19 protein-coding genes and 1 riboswitch are annotated in these 22,816 nt (G+C 73.2%); of the genes, 12 read left to right on the top strand and 7 right to left on the bottom strand.

The features are described 5' to 3' along the window. Window positions 1–14: 14 nt before the first annotated feature. The 3 genes from E5082_RS08530 to abc-f all read right to left on the bottom strand — a co-directional run bounded on the left by E5082_RS08530 (window position 15) and on the right by abc-f (window position 3,110). Complete coding sequence (locus tag E5082_RS08530; RefSeq protein ID WP_135790644.1) at window positions 15–818, bottom strand: enoyl-CoA hydratase/isomerase family protein; 804 nt, start codon at window positions 816–818, stop codon at window positions 15–17. A gap of 129 nt (window positions 819–947) precedes the next feature. Further along, the gene (locus E5082_RS08525; protein ID WP_004002281.1) at window positions 948–1,169 is read right to left on the bottom strand and encodes a helix-turn-helix domain-containing protein; all 222 of its coding nucleotides are present in this window, start codon (window positions 1,167–1,169) and stop codon (window positions 948–950) included. A gap of 342 nt (window positions 1,170–1,511) precedes the next feature. After that, the gene (gene abc-f, locus E5082_RS08520) at window positions 1,512–3,110 is read right to left on the bottom strand and encodes a ribosomal protection-like ABC-F family protein (protein ID WP_135790728.1); all 1,599 of its coding nucleotides are present in this window, start codon (window positions 3,108–3,110) and stop codon (window positions 1,512–1,514) included. A gap of 245 nt (window positions 3,111–3,355) precedes the next feature. Here abc-f and ypfJ point away from each other — a divergent pair, with 245 nt between their 5' ends. After that, on the top strand, window positions 3,356–4,246 hold the full coding sequence (gene ypfJ, locus E5082_RS08515; RefSeq protein WP_135790643.1) for a KPN_02809 family neutral zinc metallopeptidase: 891 nt from the start codon (window positions 3,356–3,358) through the stop codon (window positions 4,244–4,246). Between the two features lie 71 nt (window positions 4,247–4,317). Continuing rightward, the gene (locus E5082_RS08510; protein ID WP_135790642.1) at window positions 4,318–4,728 is read left to right on the top strand and encodes a VOC family protein; all 411 of its coding nucleotides are present in this window, start codon (window positions 4,318–4,320) and stop codon (window positions 4,726–4,728) included. A 28-nt stretch (window positions 4,729–4,756) separates the two neighbouring features. Here E5082_RS08510 and E5082_RS08505 read toward each other — a convergent pair whose 3' ends face one another. The 3 genes from E5082_RS08505 to E5082_RS08495 form a co-directional block, all read right to left on the bottom strand. Next, complete coding sequence (locus tag E5082_RS08505; RefSeq protein ID WP_167514010.1) at window positions 4,757–6,160, bottom strand: hypothetical protein; 1,404 nt, start codon at window positions 6,158–6,160, stop codon at window positions 4,757–4,759. Between the two features lie 108 nt (window positions 6,161–6,268). Beyond that, window positions 6,269–7,390, bottom strand: a complete 1,122-nt coding sequence (locus tag E5082_RS08500) for an alpha/beta hydrolase (protein ID WP_229918667.1) — start codon at window positions 7,388–7,390, stop codon at window positions 6,269–6,271. Between the two features lie 50 nt (window positions 7,391–7,440). Next, on the bottom strand, window positions 7,441–8,106 hold the full coding sequence (locus E5082_RS08495) for a class II aldolase/adducin family protein (protein WP_135790641.1): 666 nt from the start codon (window positions 8,104–8,106) through the stop codon (window positions 7,441–7,443). A gap of 169 nt (window positions 8,107–8,275) precedes the next feature. Here E5082_RS08495 and E5082_RS08490 point away from each other — a divergent pair, with 169 nt between their 5' ends. The 10 genes from E5082_RS08490 to cobI all read left to right on the top strand — a co-directional run bounded on the left by E5082_RS08490 (window position 8,276) and on the right by cobI (window position 22,034). After that, complete coding sequence (locus tag E5082_RS08490) at window positions 8,276–9,043, top strand: lysozyme (protein ID WP_135790725.1); 768 nt, start codon at window positions 8,276–8,278, stop codon at window positions 9,041–9,043. A gap of 141 nt (window positions 9,044–9,184) precedes the next feature. After that, on the top strand, window positions 9,185–10,441 hold the full coding sequence (locus E5082_RS08485; RefSeq protein WP_135790640.1) for an inorganic phosphate transporter: 1,257 nt from the start codon (window positions 9,185–9,187) through the stop codon (window positions 10,439–10,441). A gap of 27 nt (window positions 10,442–10,468) precedes the next feature. After that, on the top strand, window positions 10,469–10,690 hold the full coding sequence (locus tag E5082_RS08480; protein WP_135790639.1) for a hypothetical protein: 222 nt from the start codon (window positions 10,469–10,471) through the stop codon (window positions 10,688–10,690). Window positions 10,691–10,811: 121 nt separating this feature from the next. Continuing rightward, a riboswitch (cobalamin riboswitch) is annotated at window positions 10,812–10,950 on the top strand. 99 nt (window positions 10,951–11,049) lie between these two features. Then, on the top strand, window positions 11,050–12,000 hold the full coding sequence (locus E5082_RS08475) for a cobalamin biosynthesis protein (RefSeq protein ID WP_135790638.1): 951 nt from the start codon (window positions 11,050–11,052) through the stop codon (window positions 11,998–12,000). Then, entirely contained in the window at window positions 11,997–13,505 is a 1,509-nt protein-coding gene (locus tag E5082_RS08470) for a cobyric acid synthase (RefSeq protein ID WP_135790637.1), read from the top strand. The genes E5082_RS08475 and E5082_RS08470 overlap by 4 nt, the downstream gene beginning before the upstream one ends. After that, window positions 13,502–17,152 (top strand): cobaltochelatase subunit CobN, encoded by a 3,651-nt coding sequence (gene cobN, locus E5082_RS08465; RefSeq protein WP_135790636.1) that lies wholly within the window; start codon window positions 13,502–13,504, stop codon window positions 17,150–17,152. Before E5082_RS08470 ends, cobN begins: the two co-directional genes overlap by 4 nt. 169 nt (window positions 17,153–17,321) lie before the next feature. Further along, window positions 17,322–19,316, top strand: a complete 1,995-nt coding sequence (locus E5082_RS08460; RefSeq protein WP_135790635.1) for a putative cobaltochelatase — start codon at window positions 17,322–17,324, stop codon at window positions 19,314–19,316. Next, a complete protein-coding gene (cobO, locus tag E5082_RS08455; protein ID WP_135790634.1) occupies window positions 19,316–19,915 on the top strand; it encodes a cob(I)yrinic acid a,c-diamide adenosyltransferase in 600 nt (199 codons plus the stop codon). The genes E5082_RS08460 and cobO overlap by 1 nt, the downstream gene beginning before the upstream one ends. Next, on the top strand, window positions 19,915–21,306 hold the full coding sequence (locus E5082_RS08450) for a cobyrinic acid a,c-diamide synthase CobB (protein WP_190045166.1): 1,392 nt from the start codon (window positions 19,915–19,917) through the stop codon (window positions 21,304–21,306). Before cobO ends, E5082_RS08450 begins: the two co-directional genes overlap by 1 nt. After that, the gene (gene cobI, locus E5082_RS08445; RefSeq protein ID WP_135790632.1) at window positions 21,303–22,034 is read left to right on the top strand and encodes a precorrin-2 C(20)-methyltransferase; all 732 of its coding nucleotides are present in this window, start codon (window positions 21,303–21,305) and stop codon (window positions 22,032–22,034) included. Before E5082_RS08450 ends, cobI begins: the two co-directional genes overlap by 4 nt. Window positions 22,035–22,039: 5 nt before the next feature. Here the strand turns inward: cobI and E5082_RS08440 are convergent, their stop codons facing one another. Continuing rightward, window positions 22,040–22,771, bottom strand: a complete 732-nt coding sequence (locus E5082_RS08440) for a ZIP family metal transporter (protein WP_135790631.1) — start codon at window positions 22,769–22,771, stop codon at window positions 22,040–22,042. Window positions 22,772–22,816: the final 45 nt, after the last annotated feature.

Genomic DNA, 22,816 nt, shown 5'->3' with positions numbered 1-22,816 from the left:
GGGCCGCGGTGGGCTCAGTCCCCGATGCCCGCGAGGTCGCGCAGACGGCGGGCCTGGGCGGCGCGCTCGGCGACGACCTGCTCGTCGAAGGAGCGGCCCACGGCACCGCGCAGCAGCGCCTTGGTCTCCACCACGGCGTCGCGCGGCGCGGCCAGTACCGCGGAGGCGAGGTCGGCGGCCGCGCCGTCGAGTTCGGCGGCGGGCACGGCGACGCTGGCGAGGCCGGAGACGACCGCCTCCTCCGCGTGCACGAAGCGGCCGGTCACACAGATCTCCAGCGCGCGGGCGTAGCCGACGAGGCCGACCAGCGGGTGGGTGCCGGTGAGGTCGGGGACCAGGCCGAGGCTGGTCTCGCGCATGGCGAACTGCACGTCGTCGGCGACGACCCGCAGGTCACAGGCGAGGGCCAGCTGGAAGCCGGCGCCGATGGCGTGTCCCTGCACGGCGGCGATGGACACGATGTCGTTGCGCCGCCACCAGGTGAACGCCTCCTGGAACGCGGCGATGGCGGAGTCGACCCCGGCGTCGTCACGGCGCGCGAGATCGATGAAGCTCGGCTCGCCCTCGATCCCCTCGGGCGTGAACATCTGGCGGTCCAGCCCGGCGGAGAAGGACTTGCCCTCGCCACGCAGCACGACCACGCGGACGGAGCCCGGCAGCGCCCGGCCCGCCTCGGCCAGCGCCCGCCACAGAGCGGGGCTCTGCGCGTTGCGCTTGGCGGGGTTGGTCAGGGTCACCGTGGCGAGCGCGTCGTCGACGGTGAGCCGTACGCCGTCCTTGTCGAGTACAGGAGCGAGGTCCTGGTCGGGCGAAGCCATGGGGCGCCTCCGGTGGGTGCGGTCATCGCGCGGAGCCGTACGGCACCGCGAAGTGACTGCACAGTAACCACCCGGACGATCAGAGGACCGACCGGGTGGCCACCATCGAAGCCGATGGGCCGCCCGGAGTCAGGACGACGCGGCCTTCTTGCCCCGCGTCGCACCGCCACGCCCACGGAGCGTGACGCCCGACTCGCTGAGCATCCGGTGCACAAAGCCATACGAGCGACCGGTTTCCTCGGCCAGCGCCCGGATGCTCGCTCCGGAGTCGTACTTTTTCTTCAGGTCTGCCGCGAGCTTGTCGCGCGCGGCGCCGGTAACCCGGCTGCCCTTCTTCAGAGTCTCGGCCACCCGGTCCTCCTCATGGGAAGTGCGCTCTGGTCTTCTCATGATCACCCCTTCTCGTCGGGTTGGCCACCCATTCGGCAAGGTCCGTGAGACGAGGTTGTGACGACAGGAGCGGGTCCGCACATACGGAATCAGCGATTCCGAAGCGGCGCGCGCGTACCGCCGAACGGGTGGAATCGGGAAGTCCCAGGTCAGCGACGCGAGACGGCCGGTCCCCCGGTACCGCTCGGGTACGGGGGGACCGGCCGCAAAATCCGTGTAGGACACACCTCGGTATGAGGAGATCTCACTCAGATGGTGGATCACCGCTGGGCCGAATGATCGGGCCGAATGATCGCGCCGGGGTCAGGCGAGGGCCACCAGGTCGGCGTAACCGGAACCCCACAGGTCCTCGACGCCGTCCGGGAGCAGGATGATCCGCTCCGGCTGGAGCGCCTCGACGGCGCCCTCGTCGTGGGTGACCAGGACGACGGCGCCCTTGTAGGTGCGCAGCGCGCCGAGGATCTCCTCGCGGCTGGCGGGGTCGAGGTTGTTGGTGGGCTCGTCCAGCAGCAGCACGTTGGCCGAGGAGACGACCAGGGTGGCGAGCGCGAGGCGGGTCTTCTCGCCGCCGGAGAGGACCCCGGCCGGCTTGTCGACGTCGTCGCCGGAGAAGAGGAACGAGCCGAGCACCTTGCGGACCTCGACCAGGTCCATGTCCGGGGCGGCCGAGCGCATGTTCTCCAGCACCGAGCGCTCGGGGTCCAGGGTCTCGTGCTCCTGGGCGTAGTAGCCGAGCTTGAGGCCGTGGCCGGGGACGACCGCGCCGGTGTCGGGCTGCTCGACACCGCCGAGCAGGCGCAGCAGGGTGGTCTTGCCGGCGCCGTTGAGGCCGAGGATGACGACGCGGGAGCCCTTGTCGATGGCCAGGTCGACGTCGGTGAAGATCTCCAGCGAGCCGTACGACTTCGACAGGCCCTCCGCCATCAGCGGGGTCTTGCCGCAGGGGGCGGGCTCGGGGAAGCGGAGCTTGGCGACCTTGTCGGACTGGCGCACCGCCTCCAGGCCGGAGAGCAGCTTGTCGGCGCGGCGGGCCATGTTCTGCGCGGCGACCGTCTTGGTGGCCTTGGCGCGCATCTTGTCGGCCTGCGAGTGCAGGGCGGCGGCCTTCTTCTCGGCGTTGGCCCGCTCGCGCCTGCGGCGCTTCTCGTCGGCCTCGCGCTGCTGCTGGTAGAGCTTCCAGCCCATGTTGTAGACGTCGATCTGGGAGCGGTTGGCGTCCAGGTAGAACACCTTGTTGACCACCGTCTCGACCAGGTCGACGTCGTGGGAGATCACGATGAAGCCGCCGCGGTAGGTCTTGAGGTAGTCCCGCAGCCAGACGATCGAGTCGGCGTCGAGGTGGTTGGTCGGCTCGTCGAGCAGCAGGGTGTCGGCGTCCGAGAACAGGATGCGGGCCAGCTCGATACGGCGGCGCTGGCCACCGGAGAGGGTGTGCAGCGGCTGGCCGAGCGCACGGTCGGGCAGGTTGAGCGCGGCGGCGATGGTGGCGGCCTCGGCCTCGGCGGAGTACCCGCCCTTGGTGAGGAACTCGGTCTCCTGGCGCTCGTACTGGCGCAGGGCCTTCTCACGGGTGGCGCCGGAGCCGTTGGCGATGCGCTGCTCGTTCTCCCGCATCTTGCGGATCAGAACGTCGAGGCCGCGGGCGGAGAGGATGCGGTCGCGGCCGAGGACGTCGAGGTCGCCGGTGCGGGGGTCCTGCGGGAGGTAGCCGACCTCGCCGGAGCGGGTGATGGTGCCGGCGGCCGGGATGCCGTCACCGGCCAGGCACTTGGTGAGAGTGGTCTTGCCCGCGCCGTTGCGGCCGACGAGGCCGATGCGGTCACCCTTGGCGACACGGAAGGTGGCGTTCTCGATGAGGACGCGCGCACCGGCGCGCAGCTCGATACCGGAGGCGGAGATCACGGACATACTCCTGGGCGTACGTGGTTGACGGATGGGCGGCTGTCGAGGGCGTTCCCGCCGTCTAATGCGCGAGGAGAATGGCCATGGGGCCAGTCTAACGGGGGCGGGCAAGCCCTTTTCCTGCCTCGGGGGGCAGGTATGGGGAGTCTCGGGGTACAGATGCCGCGTGAGCTGCGGGCCCCGGTGTGACGGGTCGGGCCGGAAGCTCGCGAAAGCCGATGGAAGCCGACAGAAGGTGACGGGCTGTGCAGTTCGACGACGACGCGAATCTGGACACCTCCGAGGTGCGGGACGTGCGCGGGAGCCGGGTGCCGGGCGGCCGGGCGACGATCGGCGGGGGTGTCGTCGGGCTGGTCGGGCTGCTGCTGGCGCTGTTCCTGGGCGTCGGCCCGGACCAGCTCGGGCTCTCCTCGGGCGGTGAGGAGACCACGTCCCAGCCCTCCTCGGTGAGCGAGGTCCAGCAGTCCTGCCGTACCGGCCGGGACGCGAACACCCGCGAGGACTGCCGGGCGGTCGCGGTGGTCAACAGCGTGCAGGACTACTGGTCGGGCGAGTTCGGGCAGCGGGGGAAGCGGTACACCCCGGCGGAGACGTATCTCTTCAGCGGGCAGATCCGTACCGCCTGCGGGGCGGCGACGGCGGCCGTGGGGCCGTTCTACTGCCCTGGTGACCAGCGGGTCTATCTGGACCTGGGCTTCTTCGACGAACTGCGCACGAAGTTCGGGGCGAGCGGGGGCCCGTTCGCGCAGGCGTACGTGATCGCGCACGAGTACGGCCACCATGTGCAGGACCTGATGGGCACGCTGGGCCGGAGCCAGGACGGGACGACCGGCGAGAACAGCAGCTCGGTCCGGGTCGAGCTGCAGGCGGACTGTTATGCCGGGGTGTGGGCGCACCACGCGACGACGACCTCGGACGAGTCGACGGGGAAGCCTCTGATCACCAGCCTGACCCCGGCGGACATCAAGGACGGGCTGAACGCGGCGGCGGCCGTGGGCGACGACCGCATCCAGCAGGAGTTCCAGGGGAAGGTGACCCCGGAGACCTGGACGCACGGGTCCTCGCTGCAGCGGCAGCAGTGGTTCGACCAGGGCTACCGGACAGGCGATCCGGACCGGTGCAACACGTTCGGCTGAGGCGTGGTCAGTACCGGCTGCCAGACTGAGGGGACGAAGCGGGCGGAACCGTTCGCAAGGGAGTGATCGGCATGGCGGACACCGGCGGGCGCCCCAGCGTGTACCCGACGCTGCTGTACGCGGACGCGCGGGCGGCGATCGCGCAGCTCACGCGGGCGCTGGGCTTCACCGAGCTGGCGGTGTACGAGTCGGAGGACGGTACGGTCCTGCACGCCGAGCTGGCCCAGGGGAACGGGGCGGTGATGCTGGGGTCCAAGGGGCGCGGCGGTGTCTTCGCCGAGGTGATGGGTGGCGGGGGCCCGGCAGGGGTGTACGTGGTGGTGGACGACGTGGACGCCCATCACCGGCGCGCGGTGGAGCACGGTGTGGAGATCCTCGCGCCCCCGACGGACCAGGACTACGGCGCGCGGGACTACCTGGCGCGGGACGCCGAGGGCAACGTCTGGAGCTTCGGCACGTACGCCCCCGCGCTGTCTTCCTGAGCGGCGGGGGCGTTCCGGCGGGTCCCGCTCAGCCTCCGGTGTGCACCTGGAAGGCGGCCCGGCGCACGGCCTTGGCGAGGGCGGGGTCGGGGTGGGCGGCGGCGAGCGCGACCAGTACCTGCACGGTGCGGGGGTGTCCGACGGACCGGACCTCCTCCAGCAGGGCGGGGACGGTGGGCTGGACCGCCGCCTCCAGGTGCCGGACGAGCATGTCGGTCTCGCCGTGGTCGGCGACGGCGGCTGCGGTGTCGACCCACAGCCAGGTGGCTTCCTCGCGGGTGAGGACCTCGTGGGCGTCCTCCGGGTCGACGCCGTCGTACTCGGCGAGCCACAGCAGGGCGTAGGGGCGCAGCGCGGGTTCCGCGACGACGGCACGGACCTCGTGCTCGGCGGGGGCGCCGACCACGCGGAGCGCCTCGAAGGCGAGGCCGCGCAGCAGGGCGTCGTCGCCCCGGGCGGCGTCCAGCAGCTGGCCGACGGCTCCGCCGACCGTGCGGGCGGCGAGCCAGGCGCGGTACTCGGCGCGGGCGGCGTTGGGGCGGAGCTGGGCGCAGCCGCGCAGCATGTCCTCGGCGGACTGCTCGATGTTCCCGGCGGGGCTCTGCGCGGCGACGCAGATCTGCTCCAGCTTGACCCAGACCGCCCAGCTTCCGAGGGGGGTGAGGGTGGCGTGGCCGCCGCCGTGGGTGAGCGCGCCGACCGCTGCCAGCGCGTCCACGGCCCAGTCCAGGAGGGGGGCGAGGGGGACGTCCGGGGCGGGGGCGGTGAGGACGGGGACCTCGACGGCGCCGGGGGCGTAGGTGACCTCGCAGCGTTCGGTGCGCAGCTCGGTGACCCGCTGCTGGAGCAGGTCGAGCAGCTGCTCCACCGGGACGGGTCCCGCGGAGAGCTGGAGGAAGGAGAGGACCTGGGGCATGGCCGAGACGACCTCGGCGACCGTGGCCGGCTCATGGCCGTGCGGCTCGGGGGAGGCCAGCGACCAGGCGTCGAAGAGGGCGACCCAGCCACGCAGGACGGCGCTGTCGTCCCGGTCCCAGGCGCGCAGGCGCCAGCCGGGGCGGGCGCTGTCGCCGTGCACCTCGACCAGGCCGGAGAGGCGGGCGGTGTCCCAGTCGGCGCGGACCTGCGCGGGGGTGAGGCCGAGGTCGGCGGCGGCGCGCTCGGCGGTCGCGTCGGAGAGGGTGGCCTTGCCGTCGGCGGTGGCGGCGTCGCTGCCGGGCCCCAGGGCCTGGTCGGCCCACCGGGCCACCCGGACCGCCCCGGCGAGGACGGTCCGGGCGAGTCTCGCCAGTTCGGCGGGGGCCGGCGTCCCCTCGGGCGGCCGGGGCACGGTGCGGCGCGTGCGCCGCTGGTTCACAGCTCTGGGGGCGGCGGCCAGGGGTCGCGGTCGGACGAGTCGAAGCCTGGAGTCGCGCGGGATACGGGACGTCACGGGTGCAGTCTTCCGGTTGACGGTCCGAAAACCCAAACGGGAAGTCACACGCGGCAACAGAGAGGGCCATGACCTGGGGTTCCCGCGGGGGTCCGCGGGGCCGATCCGCTACAGCAGTGGGGTCAGGAAGCGGCGGAGGAGGTCCTCGTACGCGGTGGGGTCCGTGTTCCACATGGCGGCGTGCGGGGCCTTGGGGACGGGGTGGAGGGATATGAGGCCGGGCTGGCGGGCGGCCATGCGGCGGGAGTCGGCCCAGGGGGCGACCTTGTCGTCGGGGCCGTGGATGATCAGGGTGGGGACCTTGAGGGGTTCGACGCCCACGGCGTGGCGGGCGGTGCGCATGCCGGCCCGGCCCTGGGCGGCGCGTACCGCCAGGGGCAGCAGGGGGCCGGGGACGTGGCGGGCGTGGGCCAGGGCGCGCAGGGTGGTCTCCCAGCCGAGGACGGGCGAGTCGAGGACCAGCCCGGCGATCCGGTCCCGTACCGAGGAGCATTCGGCGGCGTGCAGCGCCATGGTGGCGCCGGTGGACCAGCCGAGCAGGACGACCCGGCGGGCACCGTGGTGGACGGCGTACCGGATCGCCGCGTCCACGTCCCGCCACTCGGTCTCGCCGAGGTGGCTCAGGCCGTCCGGGGAGCGCGGGGCGCCGATGTCACCCCGGTAGGCGAGGGCCAGTACGGGCAGTCCCAGCGCGTGCAGCATCCCCATGACGTTGAGGGTCTGCTCGCGGGTGGTGCCGAGACCGTGCACGGCGATGACCCAGGTGTCCCGGGGACCGGGCACGAACCAGGCGGGGAGCGGGCCGAGTTCGCCGGGGACGTCGATGTCGGCGTACTCCAGGCCGAGGGCGGAGCCGGGATCGCCCACGTACGCGTTGGGGGTGAGCCAGGCGGGGTCGCCGGGGGCGAAAGCGCCGTGGGTGAGGCGTTCGAGACGGCGTACGACGGTGTCCGGGCTCTGCTCGGCCCCCTCCAGCACCTCCCCGACGACCGCGTGCGAGCCGTTGCCCGCGAGGCCGTAGACGCCGGGTCGCCGGGAGGCGAGGTCACGGGTGAGGGTGATCCGGCCGCCCTCCAGGCCGTGCACGGTGAGCCGGGGTTCGGTGGGCAGCGGGCGGCCGGACGGCAGCTTCAGCGCGGCGCCGCTGGCCCGCCTTCCGACGGCCACGGACGCGGCGCCCGCGGCCAGCACGGCACCGATCGCGGCGGCGACCACGTGGACTTTTCGCACGCGTCCAGTGTCACGGGACGCGCGCCTCCCGGCCAGCGGAGCCCCCGCGCTCAGCGCTGCCCGTACCCCCGCAGCCGCTCCCCCGCCTCCGCCAGCTCCGCTTCCGTCAGCAGCGAGGGGCTCAGCCCCGGCACGGAGGACGCCGTGAGCCAGACACGGCACATCCACTCCAGCTGGGCGGTGCGGTCGTAGGCGCGGTCCAGGGTGTCCCCGTGGGTGAGCGTGCCGTGGTTGCGCAGCAGGCAGCCGGAGCGGTCCTCAAGGGCCCGGAGCACGTGGGCGGCGAGGTCGGGGGTGCCGTAGGGGGCGTAGGGGGCGACCCGCACGGGGCCGCCCAGGGCACCGGTCATGTAGTGGATGGCGGGCAGCTCGGTGACCAGGGTGGAGACGGCGGTGGCGTGCACGGCGTGGGTGTGGACGATCGCGCGGGCGCCGGTGGTGCGGTACACCGCGAGGTGCATGGGGAGTTCACTGGTCGGCACCAGTGACCCGAGCACCTGGCGGCCGGAGAGGTCGACGCCGGTGACGTCGGCCGGGGTGAGCCGGTCGTAGGGCACGCCCGAGGGGGTGACCAGCACGGTGTCGCCCACCCGTACGGAGACGTTCCCGGAGGTGCCGACGACCAGCCCGTCGGCGACGGTCCGCCGGGCGGTGGCCACCAGCTCGTCCCAGGCCCGCGCCTCGTCGCCGTCCGCGTCCCACCGCTGTTCCGCCATGCCGCGATCCTGCCAGGAGGCGGCCGCCCGTGTGCCCGCTTCGGCCCCCTCCACGCGCCACCGAATGGGCGAAAACGATCTGAAACGCCAGAAATGGTCACACTTCTGGCGACCCTCCGGCTTTCACTGATCCCTCTTGCCGCTGGACCACGTCTCGCCGGGGGACCGCATGGCCCGTGACCGCTCATCAACCCGTCGCCGCGCGGGCGTCCTCGCGGCGGCCCTCTCGGCCCTCACCCTCACCGGGGCCCTCACCGCGGCCCACGCCCCGCTGACCGCGAAGCCGGAGCCGCGCAGGATCCAGCCCAGGGGCCACGACGTCTCCTCGCACCAGAGGAGCGTCGACTGGTACGCGGCCCGCGCCGAGGGCGCCCGGTTCGCGTACATCAAGGCCACCGAGGCCACGACCTACCGCAACCCCTACTTCACCGGCCAGTACGACGGCGCCCGCCGGGCCGGCCTGGTCCGGGGCGCGTACCACTTCGCCCTGCCGGATCACTCCTCCGGTGCCGCGCAGGCCGCGTACTTCGTCCGGCACGGCGGCGACTGGCGGGCGGACGGGGTGACGCTGCCGCCCGCGCTGGACATCGAGTACAACCCGTACGACAAGCACCACAAGTGCTACGGGCTGAGCCGGACGCGGATGGTGCGCTGGATCAGGTCCTTCAGCGACGAGGTGCGCCGGGAGACCGGCCGCCGCCCGGTCATCTACACCACCGCCCACTGGTGGACCGCCTGCACCGGGAACAGCCGCGCCTTCGCCGCCGACCACGCGCTGTGGATCGCGAGCCACGGCTCCTCCGGCCCCGGCAGGCTGCCCGGCGGCTGGCGGTACTGGACCTTCTGGCAGCACGGCACCAAGGGAGAACTGCCGGGTGACCAGGATCTCTTCGGCGGCTCCGCCACCCGGCTGCGGACCTTCGCGCGCGGGCGCTGAACCGGCCCCGCAAGACCTCCCGAAACCCCCGGAATCCGGGGTGCCGCTTCCGGCACCAAGGCGCCCGGCCCAGTTCACCTTCCGTTCACCCAGGTTGCCTACGTTCATCCCGCCAACGACTTCGAACGATTGCCTGGGTAAATGGAAAGCTTCTCGCTGATCCTCGCGATAGTGGTGATAACCGCACTCGCGTTCGATTTCACGAACGGTTTCCACGACACCGCCAACGCGATGGCCACCACCATCTCGACCGGCGCTCTCAAGCCCAAGGTCGCGGTGGCCATGTCCGCCGCGCTCAACCTGGTGGGCGCTTTCCTCTCGGTGGAGGTCGCCAACACGATCTCCAAGGGTCTCGTCGACGAGACCGGCATCCGTCCCGAGGTCATCTTCGCGGCCCTGACCGGCGCGATCCTCTGGAACCTGCTGACCTGGCTGGTGGGCCTGCCCTCCAGCTCCTCGCACGCCCTGATGGGCGGCCTGGTCGGTGCCACCGTCGCCTCGGCGGGCTTCGGCGCCGTCCACGGCGACGTGCTGGTGACCAAGGTCCTGCTCCCGGCGGTGGCCGCGCCGATCGTGGCGGGTCTCGCCACGATGGTCGCCACCCGCCTCTCCTACGGCATCGGCCGGGACGGCGACACCCCGGTGACCCGCAAGGGCTACCGCGCCGGCCAGATCGCCTCGGCCGGTCTGGTCTCCCTGGCGCACGGCACCAACGACGCGCAGAAGACCATGGGCATCATCACCCTCGCGCTGATCGCGGGCGGTGCCCTCTCCCCCGGTTCCAACCCTCCCACCTGGGTGATCCTCTCCGCCGGCCTGGCCATCGCGCTCGGCACCTACATCGGCGGCTGGCGCATCATCCGCACCATGGGCAAGGGCCTGACCGACCTGGAGCCCCGTCAGGGCTTCGCCGCGCAGACCAGCGCCGCGACCGCGATCCTGGCCTCCTCGCACCTCGGCTTCTCCCTCTCCACCACCCACGTCGTCTCCGGCTCGGTGATGGGCGCGGGCCTCGGCCGCAAGGGCGGAGTGGTCCGCTGGTCCACCGCGACCCGGATGTTCATCGCCTGGGCGCTGACCCTGCCGGCCGCCGCGCTGGTCGGCGCGGGCGCCGAGGCCGTGACCGGCCTGGGCGACTGGGGCACCGGGCTGGTCGCGCTCTTCCTGATCGGCTCCAGCTTCGCCATCTGGAAGATCTCCCGCCGCGAGGTCATCGACCACACCCACGTCACCGCCGAGGAGTACACCGAGCCGCCCGGCGTGGTGACCACCGCGATGGCCATGGTCACCCCGCCCCCCGTGGGCGTCGTCGCGGACGACCTGACGGCCACCATCCCGGCCGCCGGCGCCGAGTCCGCGCCCGCCCCCGCCACCACCGCGCCGTCCGCCCGGGTCTGACCCCCCGGCAACTGGAGGAACATCCCCATGAAGATCGACTGGGCGGCCCTCGGCTCCGTCTTCGGCGTCAGCCTCGTGGCCACGGTGGCCCTGGTGGGCCTGTTCACCCTCGGCGTCAGCGGGCTGGCCCGCCGCGAACGCGCGGTGGCCACCGGCGGCTCGGCCCCGCTCGCGGTGACCGGCGCCTACGCCTGCTTCGCCGCCTGCGCGGCGGCGGTGGCGTACGGCTTCTATCTGATCGTCGCCTAGCACCGCCCACCTGGAAGGCCCCCGCACGGCATGTGCCGCGCGGGGGCCTTCCGCTGTTCCCACCGGTGCCGGTGTGGGGCTCCACACACTCTTCTCCCGCAGGTCACAGGCAGGTTGACGACCCTTCCGGGCACGTGGTGGACTTCGCGGGCCATGTACGGCGACAGCAGAGGAAGCCGGTGCGAATCCGGCGCGGTCCCGCCACTGTCACCGGGGAGAAGTCCCCGGGAGCCAGGAACTCTCGTCGCCGGTCTCGTCGAACCAGGGCGTGGACACCCTGAGTGAGGACTACCGTGATGCCCGGCCGCCGCCCGAGAACCCGCACCAGGAACACCGGCACGCCCACGGCGAGCTAGCCGATGGGCGCCGATCGCTCGTACGCGTACGGTGCCGCCGCCGGCCTCCTCGGTGATCTCCTCCTGGGCGATCCCCAGCGCATGCACCCCGTCGCCGCCTTCGGGCGGGCCGCCGGACGCGTGGAGCGCGCGCTGTGGCACGACCACCGCGGCTGGGGCACGCTGCACACACTGGTGTGCGCCGGAGGCGCCACCGCGCTCGGGGTGGTGGCCGCACGCGCCGTACGCGCCGTATGTCCTGGCCCCGCCGCCTCCGCCGCGCTGACCGCCGCCGCCACCTGGGCCGTCGTGGGCGGTACTTCGCTCGCCCGCGAAGCGTCTGCCGTCGGCCGCGCCCTGGAGCGCGGCGACCTCGCGGCCGCGCGCGCCCGGCTGCCGCATCTGTGCGGGCGGGACCCCGAGGTGCTGGACGCCGACGCGATCGCGCGCGCCGTCGTGGAGTCGGTCGCCGAGAACACCTCCGACGCCGTGGTGGGCGCCCTGGTGTGGGGCGCGGTGGCCGGGGTGCCGGGGCTGCTGGGCTTCCGGGCCGTGAACACGCTGGACGCGATGGTCGGGCACAGGTCGCCCCGGCTGCGCCGCTTCGGCTGGGCCTCCGCCCGGCTGGACGACGTGGCCGGCTGGCCCGGCGCCCGGCTCACCGCCGTACTCGCCGCGCTCGCCGGGGACGACCCGCGCGGGGCGGTACGGGCCTGGCGGGCGGACGCGCACCGGCATCCGAGCCCCAACGCGGGCCCGGTGGAAGCCTCGTTCGCCGGCGCGCTCGGCGTCCGGCTGGGCGGCACCCTCTCCTACGGCGGCCGGGTCGAGCACCGGCCCGTGCTCAACGGCACCGGGCGGCCGGTCGAGGTCGCCGACATCGGGCGGGCCGTACGGCTCTCCCGCCGGGTCGGTCTGCTCGCGCTCGGCGTCACCGTCGCCGGGCGCCTCATCGGAAGGGGGCGGGGCAGGTGAGCGGTGGTCTGCTGGTCGCGGGGACGACGTCCGACGCGGGCAAGAGCGTGGTGACGGCCGGGATCTGCCGGTGGCTGGTCCGGCAGGGCGTCAAGGTGGCGCCGTTCAAGGGACAGAACATGTCCCTCAACTCCTTCGTGACCCGTGAGGGCGCGGAGATCGGGCGGGCGCAGGCCATGCAGGCGCAGGCGTGCCGGGTCGAGCCGACCGCGCTGATGAACCCCGTGCTGCTCAAGCCCGGCGGCGAGCGCAGCAGCCAGGTGGTGCTGCTGGGGAAGCCGGTGGGCGAGCTGAGCGCGCGCGGTTATCACGGCGGGCGCCAACAGGCCTTGCTGGGCACGGTGCTGGAGTGCCTGGAGGAGTTGCGGGGCACGTATGACGCGGTGATCTGTGAGGGCGCGGGCTCGCCCGCCGAGATCAACCTGCGGCGCACCGACATCGTCAACATGGGCGTCGCGCGGGGCGCGGGGCTGCCCGTCCTCGTCGTCGGCGACATCGACCGGGGCGGGGTCTTCGCCTCCTTCTTCGGCACCGTCGCCCTGCTCTCCCCCGAGGACCAGGCGCTGGTCGCCGGGTTCCTGGTGAACAAGTTCCGCGGCGACGTGACGCTGCTGGAGCCGGGCCTGGACATGCTGCGCGGCCTCACCGGACGGCACACCTACGGGGTGCTGCCCTTCCGGCACGGGCTCGGCATCGACGAGGAGGACGGTCTCAGAGTCTCCCTGCGCGGGAGCGTGAGGGAGTCGGCCGTCGCTCCCCCGCACGGCGAGGACGTGCTGCGGGTCGCCGTGTGCGCCGTCCCGCTGATGTCCAACTTCACCGACGTGGACGCCCTCGCCGCCGAACCCGGCGTGGTGGTCCGCTTCGTGGACCGGCCCGAGGAACTGGCCGACGCCGACCTCGTGGTGGTGCCGGGCACACGCGGGACCGTACGGGCGCTTCAGTGGCTGCGCGAGCGGGGTCTCGCGGAGGCGCTCGCGCGCCGGGCCGCCGAGGGGCGCCCGGTGCTGGGGATCTGCGGCGGCTTCCAGGTGCTCGGCGAGCACATCGAGGACGACGTCGAGTCCCGCGCCGGAAGCGTGCCGGGACTCGGACTGCTCCCGGTGCGGGTGCGGTTCCACCCCGGAAAGACCCTCGCCCGGCCCGTCGGGGAGGCCCTCGGCGAGCCCGTCGAGGGGTACGAGATCCACCACGGGGTCGCCGAGGTGCTGGGCGGGACGCCCTTCCTGGACGGCTGCCGCACCGGCCAGGTGTGGGGCACCCACTGGCACGGCTCGCTGGAGTCGGACGGCTTCCGGCGCGCCTTCCTGCGCGAGGTCGCCACCGCCTCCGGGCGCCGGTTCGTCCCGGCCCCCGACACGTCTTTCGCCGCGCTGCGCGAGGAGCAGCTCGACCTGCTCGGCGATCTGATCGAACACCACGCGGACACGGACGCGCTCTTGCGGCTCATCGAGTCGGGCGCGCCCGCAGGACTGCCCTTCATTCCACCGGGAGCGCCCGCATGAGCACAGTGTTGCTGCTGTCCACCGCCGACACGGACCTGCTGGCCGCCCGCGCCAGCGGCGCCGACTACCGCATCGGCAACCCGTCCCGCGTCGACGCGGCCGCCGACCTGCCCGCCCTGCTCGACGGCGCGGACCTCGCGGTCGTCCGGCTGCTGGGCGGCAAGCGGGCATGGGAGGACGGGCTCGCCGCGCTGAAGGCGTCGGGGGTGCCGACGGTGCTGCTGGGCGGCGAGAGCGTGCCGGACGCCGAGCTGATGGCCGAGTCCACCGCCCCGGCCGGGGTCGTCGCGGAGGCGCTGCGCTATCTCGTCGAGGGCGGCCCGGCGAACCTGCTGGAGCTGTCCCGGTTCCTCTCCGACACCGTCCTGCTGACCGGCGAAGGCTTCGAAGAGCCGCACCGGATGCCGGAGTTCGGGCTGCACGGCGCCTACGAACAGCGGCCCGGCCGGCCGACCGTGGGCGTGCTCTTCTACCGGGCCCACGAACTCAGCGGCAACACCGCCTTCGTGGACACCCTGTGCGCGGCCATCGAGGAACGCGGCGCCAACGCCCTGCCGGTGTACTGCGGTTCGCTGCGCGACGCGGACGCCGGGCTGTACGAACTGCTGGGCCGGGCCGACGCCCTGATCGCCACCGTGCTCGCGGCCGGAGGGGCGCACGCCTCGGCCGCCTCGGCGGGCGGTGACGAGGAGGCGTGGGACGTCGGCGCCCTCGCGGACCTGAACGTGCCGGTGCTCCAGGGACTCTGCCTCACCTCCACGCGGGCCGCCTGGGACGCCTCGGACGCGGCCCTCTCCCCCATGGACGCCGCGATGCAGGTCGCCATCCCGGAGTTCGACGGCCGCCTGATCACCGTCCCCTTCTCCTTCAAGGAGCCCGGACCCGACGAGGTCCCGGTCTACGTCGCCGACCCCGAGCGGGCGGCCCGGGTCGCCGGGATCGCCGTACGCCACGCGGCACTCCGGCACAAGCCGAACGCCGAGAAGCGGATCGCGCTGGTCTTCACCGCCTATCCCACCAAGCACTCCCGCGTCGGCAACGCCGTCGGCCTGGACACCCCCGCCTCGGCGGTCCGGGTGCTGGACGCGCTGCGCGACGCCGGATACGGGGTGAGCGAACACCCCTCCGAGGGCGACGAGCTGATCCACCGGCTGATCGCGGCCGGCGGTCACGACGTGGAGTGGCTGACCGAGGAGCAGCTCGCCGCCGCGCCCGCACGGGTGCCGCTCGCGGACTACCGGGCCTGGTTCGACACCCTCGACCCGGAGCTGCGCGACGCCATGCTGGAGGCGTGGGGCGAGCCGCCGGGCAGCCTGTACGTGGACGGCGACGACATCGTGCTCGCCTCCCTGCGGTTCGGGAACGTCGTCGTGATGATCCAGCCGCCGCGCGGCTTCGGCGAGAACCCCATCGCCATCTACCACGACCCCGACATGCCGCCCTCGCACCACTACCTGGCCGCCTACCGGTGGCTGGAGAACAGTTTCGGCGCCGACGCGGTAGTGCACATGGGCAAGCACGGCACCATGGAGTGGCTGCCGGGCAAGGGCCTCGGCCTCTCGCGCGGCTGCGCCCCGGACGCGGTGCTCGGTGAACTCCCGCTGATCTACCCCTTCATCGTCAACGACCCCGGCGAGGGCACCCAGGCCAAGCGGCGCGGACACGCCACGGTGGTCGACCACCTGGTGCCGCCGATGGCCCGCGCCGACACCTACGGCGACCTCGCCAAGCTGGAACAGCTGCTGGACGAGTACGCGCTCGTCTCCGACCTGGACCCGGCCAAGGCGCCGGCCGTGCGCGCCCAGATCTGGACGCTGGTCAAGGCCGCCGAGCTGCACCACGACCTGCACGTGGACGAGCAGCCGGAGGACGACGACTTCGACTCGTTCGTCATGCACATCGACGGCTACCTCTGCGAGATCAAGGACGTGCAGATCCGCGACGGACTGCACATCCTGGGCGGCGGCCCCGAGGGCGAGCCCCGCGTCAACCTCGTCCTCGCCGTGCTGCGTGCCTCCCAGGTGTGGGGCGGCCGGGCCGATGCCCTGCCGGGACTGCGGGCGGCGCTGGCGCGGCACTTCGGCCTGGTGGAGAAGGAGCTGCTGGCCGAGCCGGGCGCGCCGGTGAAGGTGCCGGTGGAGCTGACCGACCTGGCCGAGGGCCCGGCGCGCACCGGGGCCGACGCGGTCGACCTGCTGGAGAAACTGTGCCGGGGCATCGCCGAGGGCATGGAGGCGCGGGACTGGGACCGGGCGGCCGTACCGGCGGTGCTGGACGAGGTGCTGGGCTTCGAACTGGCCGACGCCAAGGCCGTGCTGGAGTTCGCCTGTACGGAGGTCGTGCCCCGGCTCGCCCGGACCACCGACGAGATCGGGCACATCCTCCGCGCACTGGACGGCGGTTACGTCCCGGCGGGGCCCTCCGGGTCGCCCACGCGGGGTCTGGTCAACGTGCTGCCGACCGGGCGCAACTTCTACTCCGTCGACCCCAAGGCGATTCCGTCCCGGCTCAGCTGGGAGGTCGGACAGTCGCTCGCGGACTCGCTGGTGCAGCGGTATCTGGCCGACACCGGGGAGTACCCCAAGTCGGTGGGGCTCACCGTGTGGGGCACCTCCGCCATGCGGACCCAGGGCGATGACATCGCGGAGATCCTCGCGCTGCTGGGCTGCCGCCCGGTGTGGGACGACGCCTCGCGCCGGGTCACCGGCTTCGAGATCGTGCCGCTCGCCGAGCTGGGGCGTCCGCGCATCGACGTCACGGTCCGCATCTCCGGCTTCTTCCGGGACGCGTTCCCGCACGTGGTCGGGCTGATCGACGACGCGGTGCGCGCGGTGGCCGAGCTGGAGGAGCCCGGCGAGTCCAACTACGTCCGGGCCCATGTGGAGGAGGACACCGCCGGGCACGGTGACCGGCGCCGCGCCACCGCCCGCGTATTCGGCTCCAAGCCGGGCGCGTACGGGGCGGGCCTGCTGCCCCTGATCGACGCCCGCAACTGGCGCTCCGACGCGGACCTCGCCGAGGTGTACGCGGTCTGGGGCGGCTACGCCTACGGCCGCGGGCTGGACGGGCGCGCGGCGCGGGGGGACATGGAGACGGCGTTCCGGCGGATCGCGGTGGCGGCGAAGAACGTCGACACCAGGGAGCATGACATCGCGGACGCCGACGACTACTTCCAGTATCACGGAGGCATGGTTGCGATGGTCCGCCACCTGACCGGCACCAACCCTGAGGCCTATGTGGGTGACTCTGCCGTCCCTGATCAGGTGCGCACGCGGACACTCGGCGAGGAGACCCACCGGGTGTTCCGGGCAAGGGTGGTCAATCCCCGCTGGATGAGCGCGATGAGAAGGCACGGTTACAAGGGTGCCTTCGAGATGGCGGCGACCGTGGACTACCTCTTCGGGTATGACGCGACCGCCGGCGTGGTGGACGACTGGATGTACGAGAAGCTCGCTAGCGAATACGTGTTCGCGCCGGAGAACCGGGAGTTCATGAAGCGCTCGAATCCGTGGGCGCTGCGGGGCGTGACGGAGCGTCTGCTGGAAGCCGCGGATCGAGGACTGTGGGCTGAGCCGGACCAGGAGACCCTGGACCGGCTCCGCGCGACCTACCTCGAACTCGAGGGAGATCTGGAGGGAGACGCGTGATCCCCCTGGAAACCCCCGCAGTCGCGGGGACCAGTCGACCAGCTCGTGATCTCGAGTGTCGACGTTCGGACCACCCCCGCGTCTGCGGGGAGCACATGAGCAGCCTCGCAGCCTCCACAGCGCACGGCGCCCTATCAGCACATCAGTCCCTCGAAGGAGTGATCGCAGCGTGACCACCCCGTTTCCGTTCACCGCTGTCGTCGGCCAGGACGACCTGCGGCTCGCGCTGCTGCTGAACGCGATCTCGCCGGCTGTCGGCGGCGTCCTCGTGCGCGGCGAGAAGGGCACGGCCAAGTCCACGGCCGTCCGCGCCCTTTCGGCGCTGTTGCCGGAGGTGAACGTCGTCGCCGGGTGCCGGTTCTCCTGTGACCCGGCCTCGCCGGACCCGACCTGCCCGGACGGGCCGCACACCGTGGAGGCGGCCGAGGCGCGGGCGGCGCGGATGGTCGAGTTGCCGGTCGGCGCTTCCGAAGACCGACTCGTCGGCGCCCTCGACATCGAACGTGCTCTGGCCGAGGGCGTGAAGAGCTTCGAACCCGGCCTCTTGGCCCAGGCTCACCGGGGCATCCTCTACGTCGACGAAGTCAACCTGCTGCACGACCACCTGGTGGACGTGCTGCTGGACGCGGCCGCGATGGGGGCCTCGTACGTCGAGCGCGAGGGGGTCTCCGTACGGCATGCCGCGCGGTTCCTGCTCGTGGGGACGATGAACCCCGAAGAGGGGGAACTGCGGCCGCAGCTGCTCGACCGGTTCGGGCTGACCGTGGAGGTCGCGGCCTCGCGGGAGCCGGATCAGCGGGTGGAGGTCGTGCGGCGCAGGCTGGCGTACGACGACGATCCGGCCGCCTTCGCGGCGCGCTGGGCGGACGAGGAGAGCGCCGTACGGCAACGCGTCGTCGCGGCGCGGGAGCTGCTGCCCAAGGTGCGGCTGGGCGACGGTGCGCTGAAGCAGATCGCGGCGACCTGCGCGGCCTTCGAGGTGGACGGCATGCGGGCCGACATCGTGATGGCGCGTACCGCGACCGCGCTGGCCGCGTTGGACGGGCGGAGCGATGTGCTGGCCGAGGACGTGCGGCAGGCCGCGCTGCTGGCGCTGCCGCACCGGCGGCGGCGCAACCCCTTCGACGCGCCGGGTCTGGACGAGGACAAGCTCGACCGGACGCTGGAGGAGTCGGCCGGGGACGACGACGATCCCGATCCGGACGGTCCCGGTGGCGGCGGGCAGCCGTCGCCGGAGGAGGGGCCGCAGGGCGGGGACGCCGGTGCGCAGCCCGAATCCGGGGAGGACGGGGAGCCGCGGCCGGCCGCCGGCAAGGCGGGTGAGCAGGCGCCGGCTCTGGCGGCGGAGCCGTTCCGTACCAAGGCGCTGACCGTGCCCGGTGTCGGGGCGGGTGCGGCCGGGCGGCGTTCGCGGGCGCGGACCGAGCGCGGGCGGACCACCGGCGCGCTGCGGCCGCGCGGGGCGCTGACCAAGCTGCACCTGGCGGCCACCGTTCGGGCGGCGGCGCCGCATCAGCGGGTTCGGGGCCGGTCGGGGCCGGGGCTGGTGCTGCGCCGGGACGATCTGCGGCAGGCGGCGCGGGAGGGGCGCGAGGGCAACCTGGTGCTGTTCGTGGTGGACGCCTCCGGTTCGATGGCGGCGCGGCAGCGGATGAGCGCGGTGAAGGGTGCCGTGCTGTCGTTGCTGCTGGACGCCTACCAGCGGCGGGACAAGGTCGGTCTGGTGACCTTCCGGGGCACGGCCGCCGAGGTGGCGCTGCCCCCGACCTCGTCGGTGGACGCGGCGGCGGCCCGGCTGGAGTCGCTGCCGACGGGCGGCCGTACGCCGCTGGCCGCGGGGCTGCTGAAGGCGCACGACGTGCTGCGGGTGGAGCGGCTGCGGGACCCCTCGCGGCGGGCGCTGCTGGTGGTGGTGACGGACGGCCGGGCGACCGGTGGTCCGGAGCCGGTGGCGCTGGCGGGACGGGCGGCACGGCTGCTGGGCGCGGAGTCGGTGGCCTCGGTGGTCGTGGACTGCGAGTCGGGGCCGGTGCGGCTGGGGCTCGCGGGGCGGCTCGCGGAGGAGCTGGAGGGTACGGCGGTGACGCTGGAGGAGTTGCGGGCGGACGCCATCGCCGGGCTGGTCAGGGATGTGCGGGGGACGACTTCGAGGAGGGCCGCGTAATGCCGCAGGGGCAGCCGAGTGTGGTGCCGGACGACGGGCTGACGACGCGGCAGCGGCGCAATCGCCCGCTGGTGGTCGTGCACACGGGGATCGGGAAGGGCAAGTCGACGGCCGCGTTCGGGCTGGCGCTGCGGGCCTGGAACCAGGGGTGGCCGATCGGGGTGTTCCAGTTCGTCAAGTCGGCGAAGTGGAAGGTCGGCGAGGAGAACGCGCTGCGCGTGCTCGGTGCCTCCGGCGAGGGCGGGACCGTCGACTGGCACAAGATGGGCGAGGGGTGGTCCTGGGTGCAGCGGGACGCCCAGCTCGACAACGAGGAGAAGGCCCGGGAGGGGTGGGCGCAGGTCAAGCGGGACCTGGCCGCCGAGACGTACCGGCTCTATGTGCTGGACGAGTTCGCGTACCCGATGCACTGGGGGTGGGTGGACACCGAGGAGGTCGTCTCGGTGCTGCGCACCCGGCCGGGGAATCAGCACGTGGTGATCACCGGGCGTAACGCGCCCGCCGCCCTGGTGGATTTCGCGGACCTCGTGACCGACATGTCGAAGGTGAAGCACCCCATGGACGCCGGGCAGAAGGGGCAGAGGGGCATCGAGTGGTGATGTCCGTTCCCCGGCTGGTCATCGCCGCGCCCTCGTCGGGGTGCGGGAAGACGACCGTCGCCACGGGGCTGATGGCCGCGTTCGCCGCGCGGGGGCTCGCGGTGTCTCCGCACAAGGTGGGGCCGGACTACATCGACCCCGGTTATCACGCGCTCGCCACCGGGCGGGTGGGGCGGAATCTCGACGCGTATCTGTGTGGGCCGGAGCTGGTCGCCCCGCTGTTCGGCCATGGGGCCCAGGGGTGTGATCTCGCGGTCGTCGAGGGCGTGATGGGGCTGTACGACGGGGCCGCGGGGCAGGGGGAGCTGGCGTCCACCGCGCAGGTCTCCAAGTTGCTGCGGGCGCCGGTGGTGCTGGTTGTCGACGCGTCGTCGCAGTCCCGGTCCGTCGCGGCGCTGGTGCATGGGTTCGCGTCCTGGGACACGGGGGTGCGGATCGGGGGCGTCATCCTCAACAAGGTGGGGTCGTCGCGGCACGAGGCGTTGCTGCGGGAGGCTCTGGAGGAGGCGGGGGTGCCTGTGCTGGGCGCGCTGCGGCGGGCCTCGCAGGTGGAGACGCCGTCCCGGCATCTGGGGTTGGTGCCTGTCGCCGAGCGGGGTGCTGCCGCGGTGTCGGCGGTCGCGGCGATGGCGGCGCAGGTGTCCGCCGGGTGCGACCTGGACGCGCTGATGGCGCTGGCGCGTAGTGCGGGAGCGCTGCCGGGTGCGGGGTGGTCTCCGGCTGAGGCCCTTTCTCCGCCCAGCCACGACCAGCCGCCTCGGAGCGACGGCAGCGACGCCGTACGTCCACGACCCGTGGTGGCCGTCGCCGGTGGGCCCGCGTTCACCTTCTCCTACGCCGAGCACGCCGAGTTGCTCGAAGCCGCCGGGGCGGAGGTCGTCACCTTCGACCCGCTGCGGGACGAGCGGTTGCCCGACGGGACTCGGGGGCTCGTCGTCGGTGGGGGGTTCCCCGAGGTCTACGCCAGTGAGCTCGGGGCCAACGAGTCGCTGCGCAAGGAGGTCGCCGCGCTCGCCCTTTCCGGGGCGCCCGTCGCCGCTGAGTGTGCCGGACTGCTCTATCTGTGCCGGGAGCTCGACGGGGTCCCCATGTGCGGGGTGCTCGATGCGGCGGCGCGGATGGGCGAGCGGCTGACGCTCGGGTACCGGGATGCCGTGGCCGTGGGGGACAGCGTGCTGGCGGTGGCCGGGACCCGGATGCGGGGGCACGAGTTCCATCGGACCGTGATCGAGCCGGGGGCCGGCGAGGCGCCGGCGTGGGGCGTCGTCGCGCCCCGTCGGCGGGTGGAGGGGTTCGTGCAAGGGGGCGTGCACGCGAGTTATCTGCATACGCACTGGGCGTCGGAGCCCCAAGTGGCCCGGAGATTCACGGAGAGGTGCCGGACTTCATGAGCAGCAGGCTGGTCGGGGTCGGAGTGGGTCCCGGGGACCCGGAGCTGGTGACGGTGAAGGGGGTCAACGCGTTGCGGGCCGCCGATGTGGTGGTCGTACCGGTGATGGACACCATGGAGCGGGGCCGGGCGGAGGCGACGGTGCTGCACCACGTGTCCGGGGAGAAGATCGTCCGGGTGGTGTTCGCGCTGAACGAGCGGACGGACCACGCGCGCCGGGAGGCCGCGTGGGACGCGGCGGGCGCGCGGGTCGCGGAGCTGCTGCGGGAGCACGCGTACGTGGCGTTCGCGACCATCGGCGACCCCAACGTGTACTCGACCTTCACCTACCTCGCGCAGACGCTCACCGCGCTGGTGCCCGAGCTGGTCGTCGAGACGGTTCCCGGCATCACCGCGATGCAGGACCTCGCGGCCAGGTCGGGCGCGGTCCTGACCGAGGGCACCGAGCCCCTGACGCTGGTCCCGGTGACGGCGGGCACCGCGGCGCTGAAGGAGGCGCTGGCCGGTCCGGGGACCGTGGTGGCGTACAAGTTCGGGCGGCACGCGGCCGAGGTGGCCCGGGCGCTGCGGGAGTCCGGCCGACTGGAGGACGCGGTGTGGGGCTCGGCGCTGGGCCTGCCGGAGGAGTCCGTACGGCCCGCCGCCGAGCTGGACGGCGACGCGCTGCCGTACCTGTCGACGCTCATAGCGCCGCCCCGGCGCGCGGGCGGCCGGGGCGGGAAGCTGTGAGGGGGTCAGCCGCCGGAGAGGCCGACCACCAGCCAGATGAAGGCGGCGCCCGCGACGGTGCACAGCACGGTGGAGCGGGCGGGGTGTTCGTGGTGGGCCTCGGGGAGGATCTCGGCGGCGGCGAGATAGAGCAGCGCGCCGCCGAAGAGGCCGAGGTAGCCGCCGAGCAGCTTCTCCGGGATGTGCACGAGCGTCGTGGACAGCGCGCCCAGGACCGGCGCGCAGGCGTCGGCGACCAGCATGGCGACGGCCCGCCGGCGGGCGTTGCCGTACAGGCTGGTGATGGTGAAGGTGTTGAAGCCGTCGGCGAAGTCGTGCGCGACCACGGCGAGGGCGACGGACAGGCCCATGCCCTCGCCGATCTGGAAGGCGGCGCCGATGGCGACGCCGTCCATGAAGCTGTGCCCGACCATCGCGGCGGCCGCCGTGAGGCCGACCTCGGGCGCCCGGTGCGTGTGCTCGCCGGCGCCGTGCGCGGCCTGGCGGCCGGCGAGGAGACGTTCCACCAGATGGGCCAGCAGGAAGCCGGCGACGAACAGCACGAGCGCCGCCGGTACGCCGAACACTTTGTGACCGGCCGCCTCCAGCGCCTCGGGGAGCAGGTCGAGGCCGACCACGCCCAGCATGAGGCCGCCGGCCAGGCCCAGGACCAGGTGGCGACGGTCGGTCACGCGCTGCGCCGTCCAGCCGCCGGCCAGCGTCATCAGGAACGCGCCGAGCGCGACAAGGACCGCCATAGGCCCTTGCTATCCGATGCGGGCCCCTGTGCGCACATCCTGCGA

The organism is Streptomyces griseoluteus (genome assembly GCF_004784465.1).
Taxonomy (GTDB): Bacteria; Actinomycetota; Actinomycetes; order Streptomycetales; family Streptomycetaceae; genus Streptomyces; species Streptomyces griseoluteus.
Note: the sequence above shows the minus strand (reverse complement) of the source record. Positions and strands in the feature narration are given on the sequence as shown.

Bases quoted from the DNA above. Each gene is read 5' to 3' on its own strand.
- E5082_RS08490 (WP_135790725.1), top strand. From the start codon at position 8,276: ATGGCCCGTGACCGCTCATCAACCCGTCGCCGCGCGGGCGTCCTCGCG.
- E5082_RS08510 (WP_135790642.1), top strand. From the start codon at position 4,318: ATGGCGGACACCGGCGGGCGCCCCAGCGTGTACCCGACGCTGCTGTAC.
- E5082_RS08485 (WP_135790640.1), top strand. From the start codon at position 9,185: ATGGAAAGCTTCTCGCTGATCCTCGCGATAGTGGTGATAACCGCACTC.
- cobI (WP_135790632.1), top strand. From the start codon at position 21,303: ATGAGCAGCAGGCTGGTCGGGGTCGGAGTGGGTCCCGGGGACCCGGAG.
- E5082_RS08440 (WP_135790631.1), bottom strand. From the start codon at position 22,771: ATGGCGGTCCTTGTCGCGCTCGGCGCGTTCCTGATGACGCTGGCCGGC.
- E5082_RS08480 (WP_135790639.1), top strand. From the start codon at position 10,469: ATGAAGATCGACTGGGCGGCCCTCGGCTCCGTCTTCGGCGTCAGCCTC.
- E5082_RS08475 (WP_135790638.1), top strand. From the start codon at position 11,050: ATGGGCGCCGATCGCTCGTACGCGTACGGTGCCGCCGCCGGCCTCCTC.
- E5082_RS08530 (WP_135790644.1), bottom strand. From the start codon at position 818: ATGGCTTCGCCCGACCAGGACCTCGCTCCTGTACTCGACAAGGACGGC.
- cobO (WP_135790634.1), top strand. From the start codon at position 19,316: ATGCCGCAGGGGCAGCCGAGTGTGGTGCCGGACGACGGGCTGACGACG.
- cobN (WP_135790636.1), top strand. From the start codon at position 13,502: ATGAGCACAGTGTTGCTGCTGTCCACCGCCGACACGGACCTGCTGGCC.
- E5082_RS08495 (WP_135790641.1), bottom strand. From the start codon at position 8,106: ATGGCGGAACAGCGGTGGGACGCGGACGGCGACGAGGCGCGGGCCTGG.
- E5082_RS08450 (WP_190045166.1), top strand. From the start codon at position 19,915: ATGTCCGTTCCCCGGCTGGTCATCGCCGCGCCCTCGTCGGGGTGCGGG.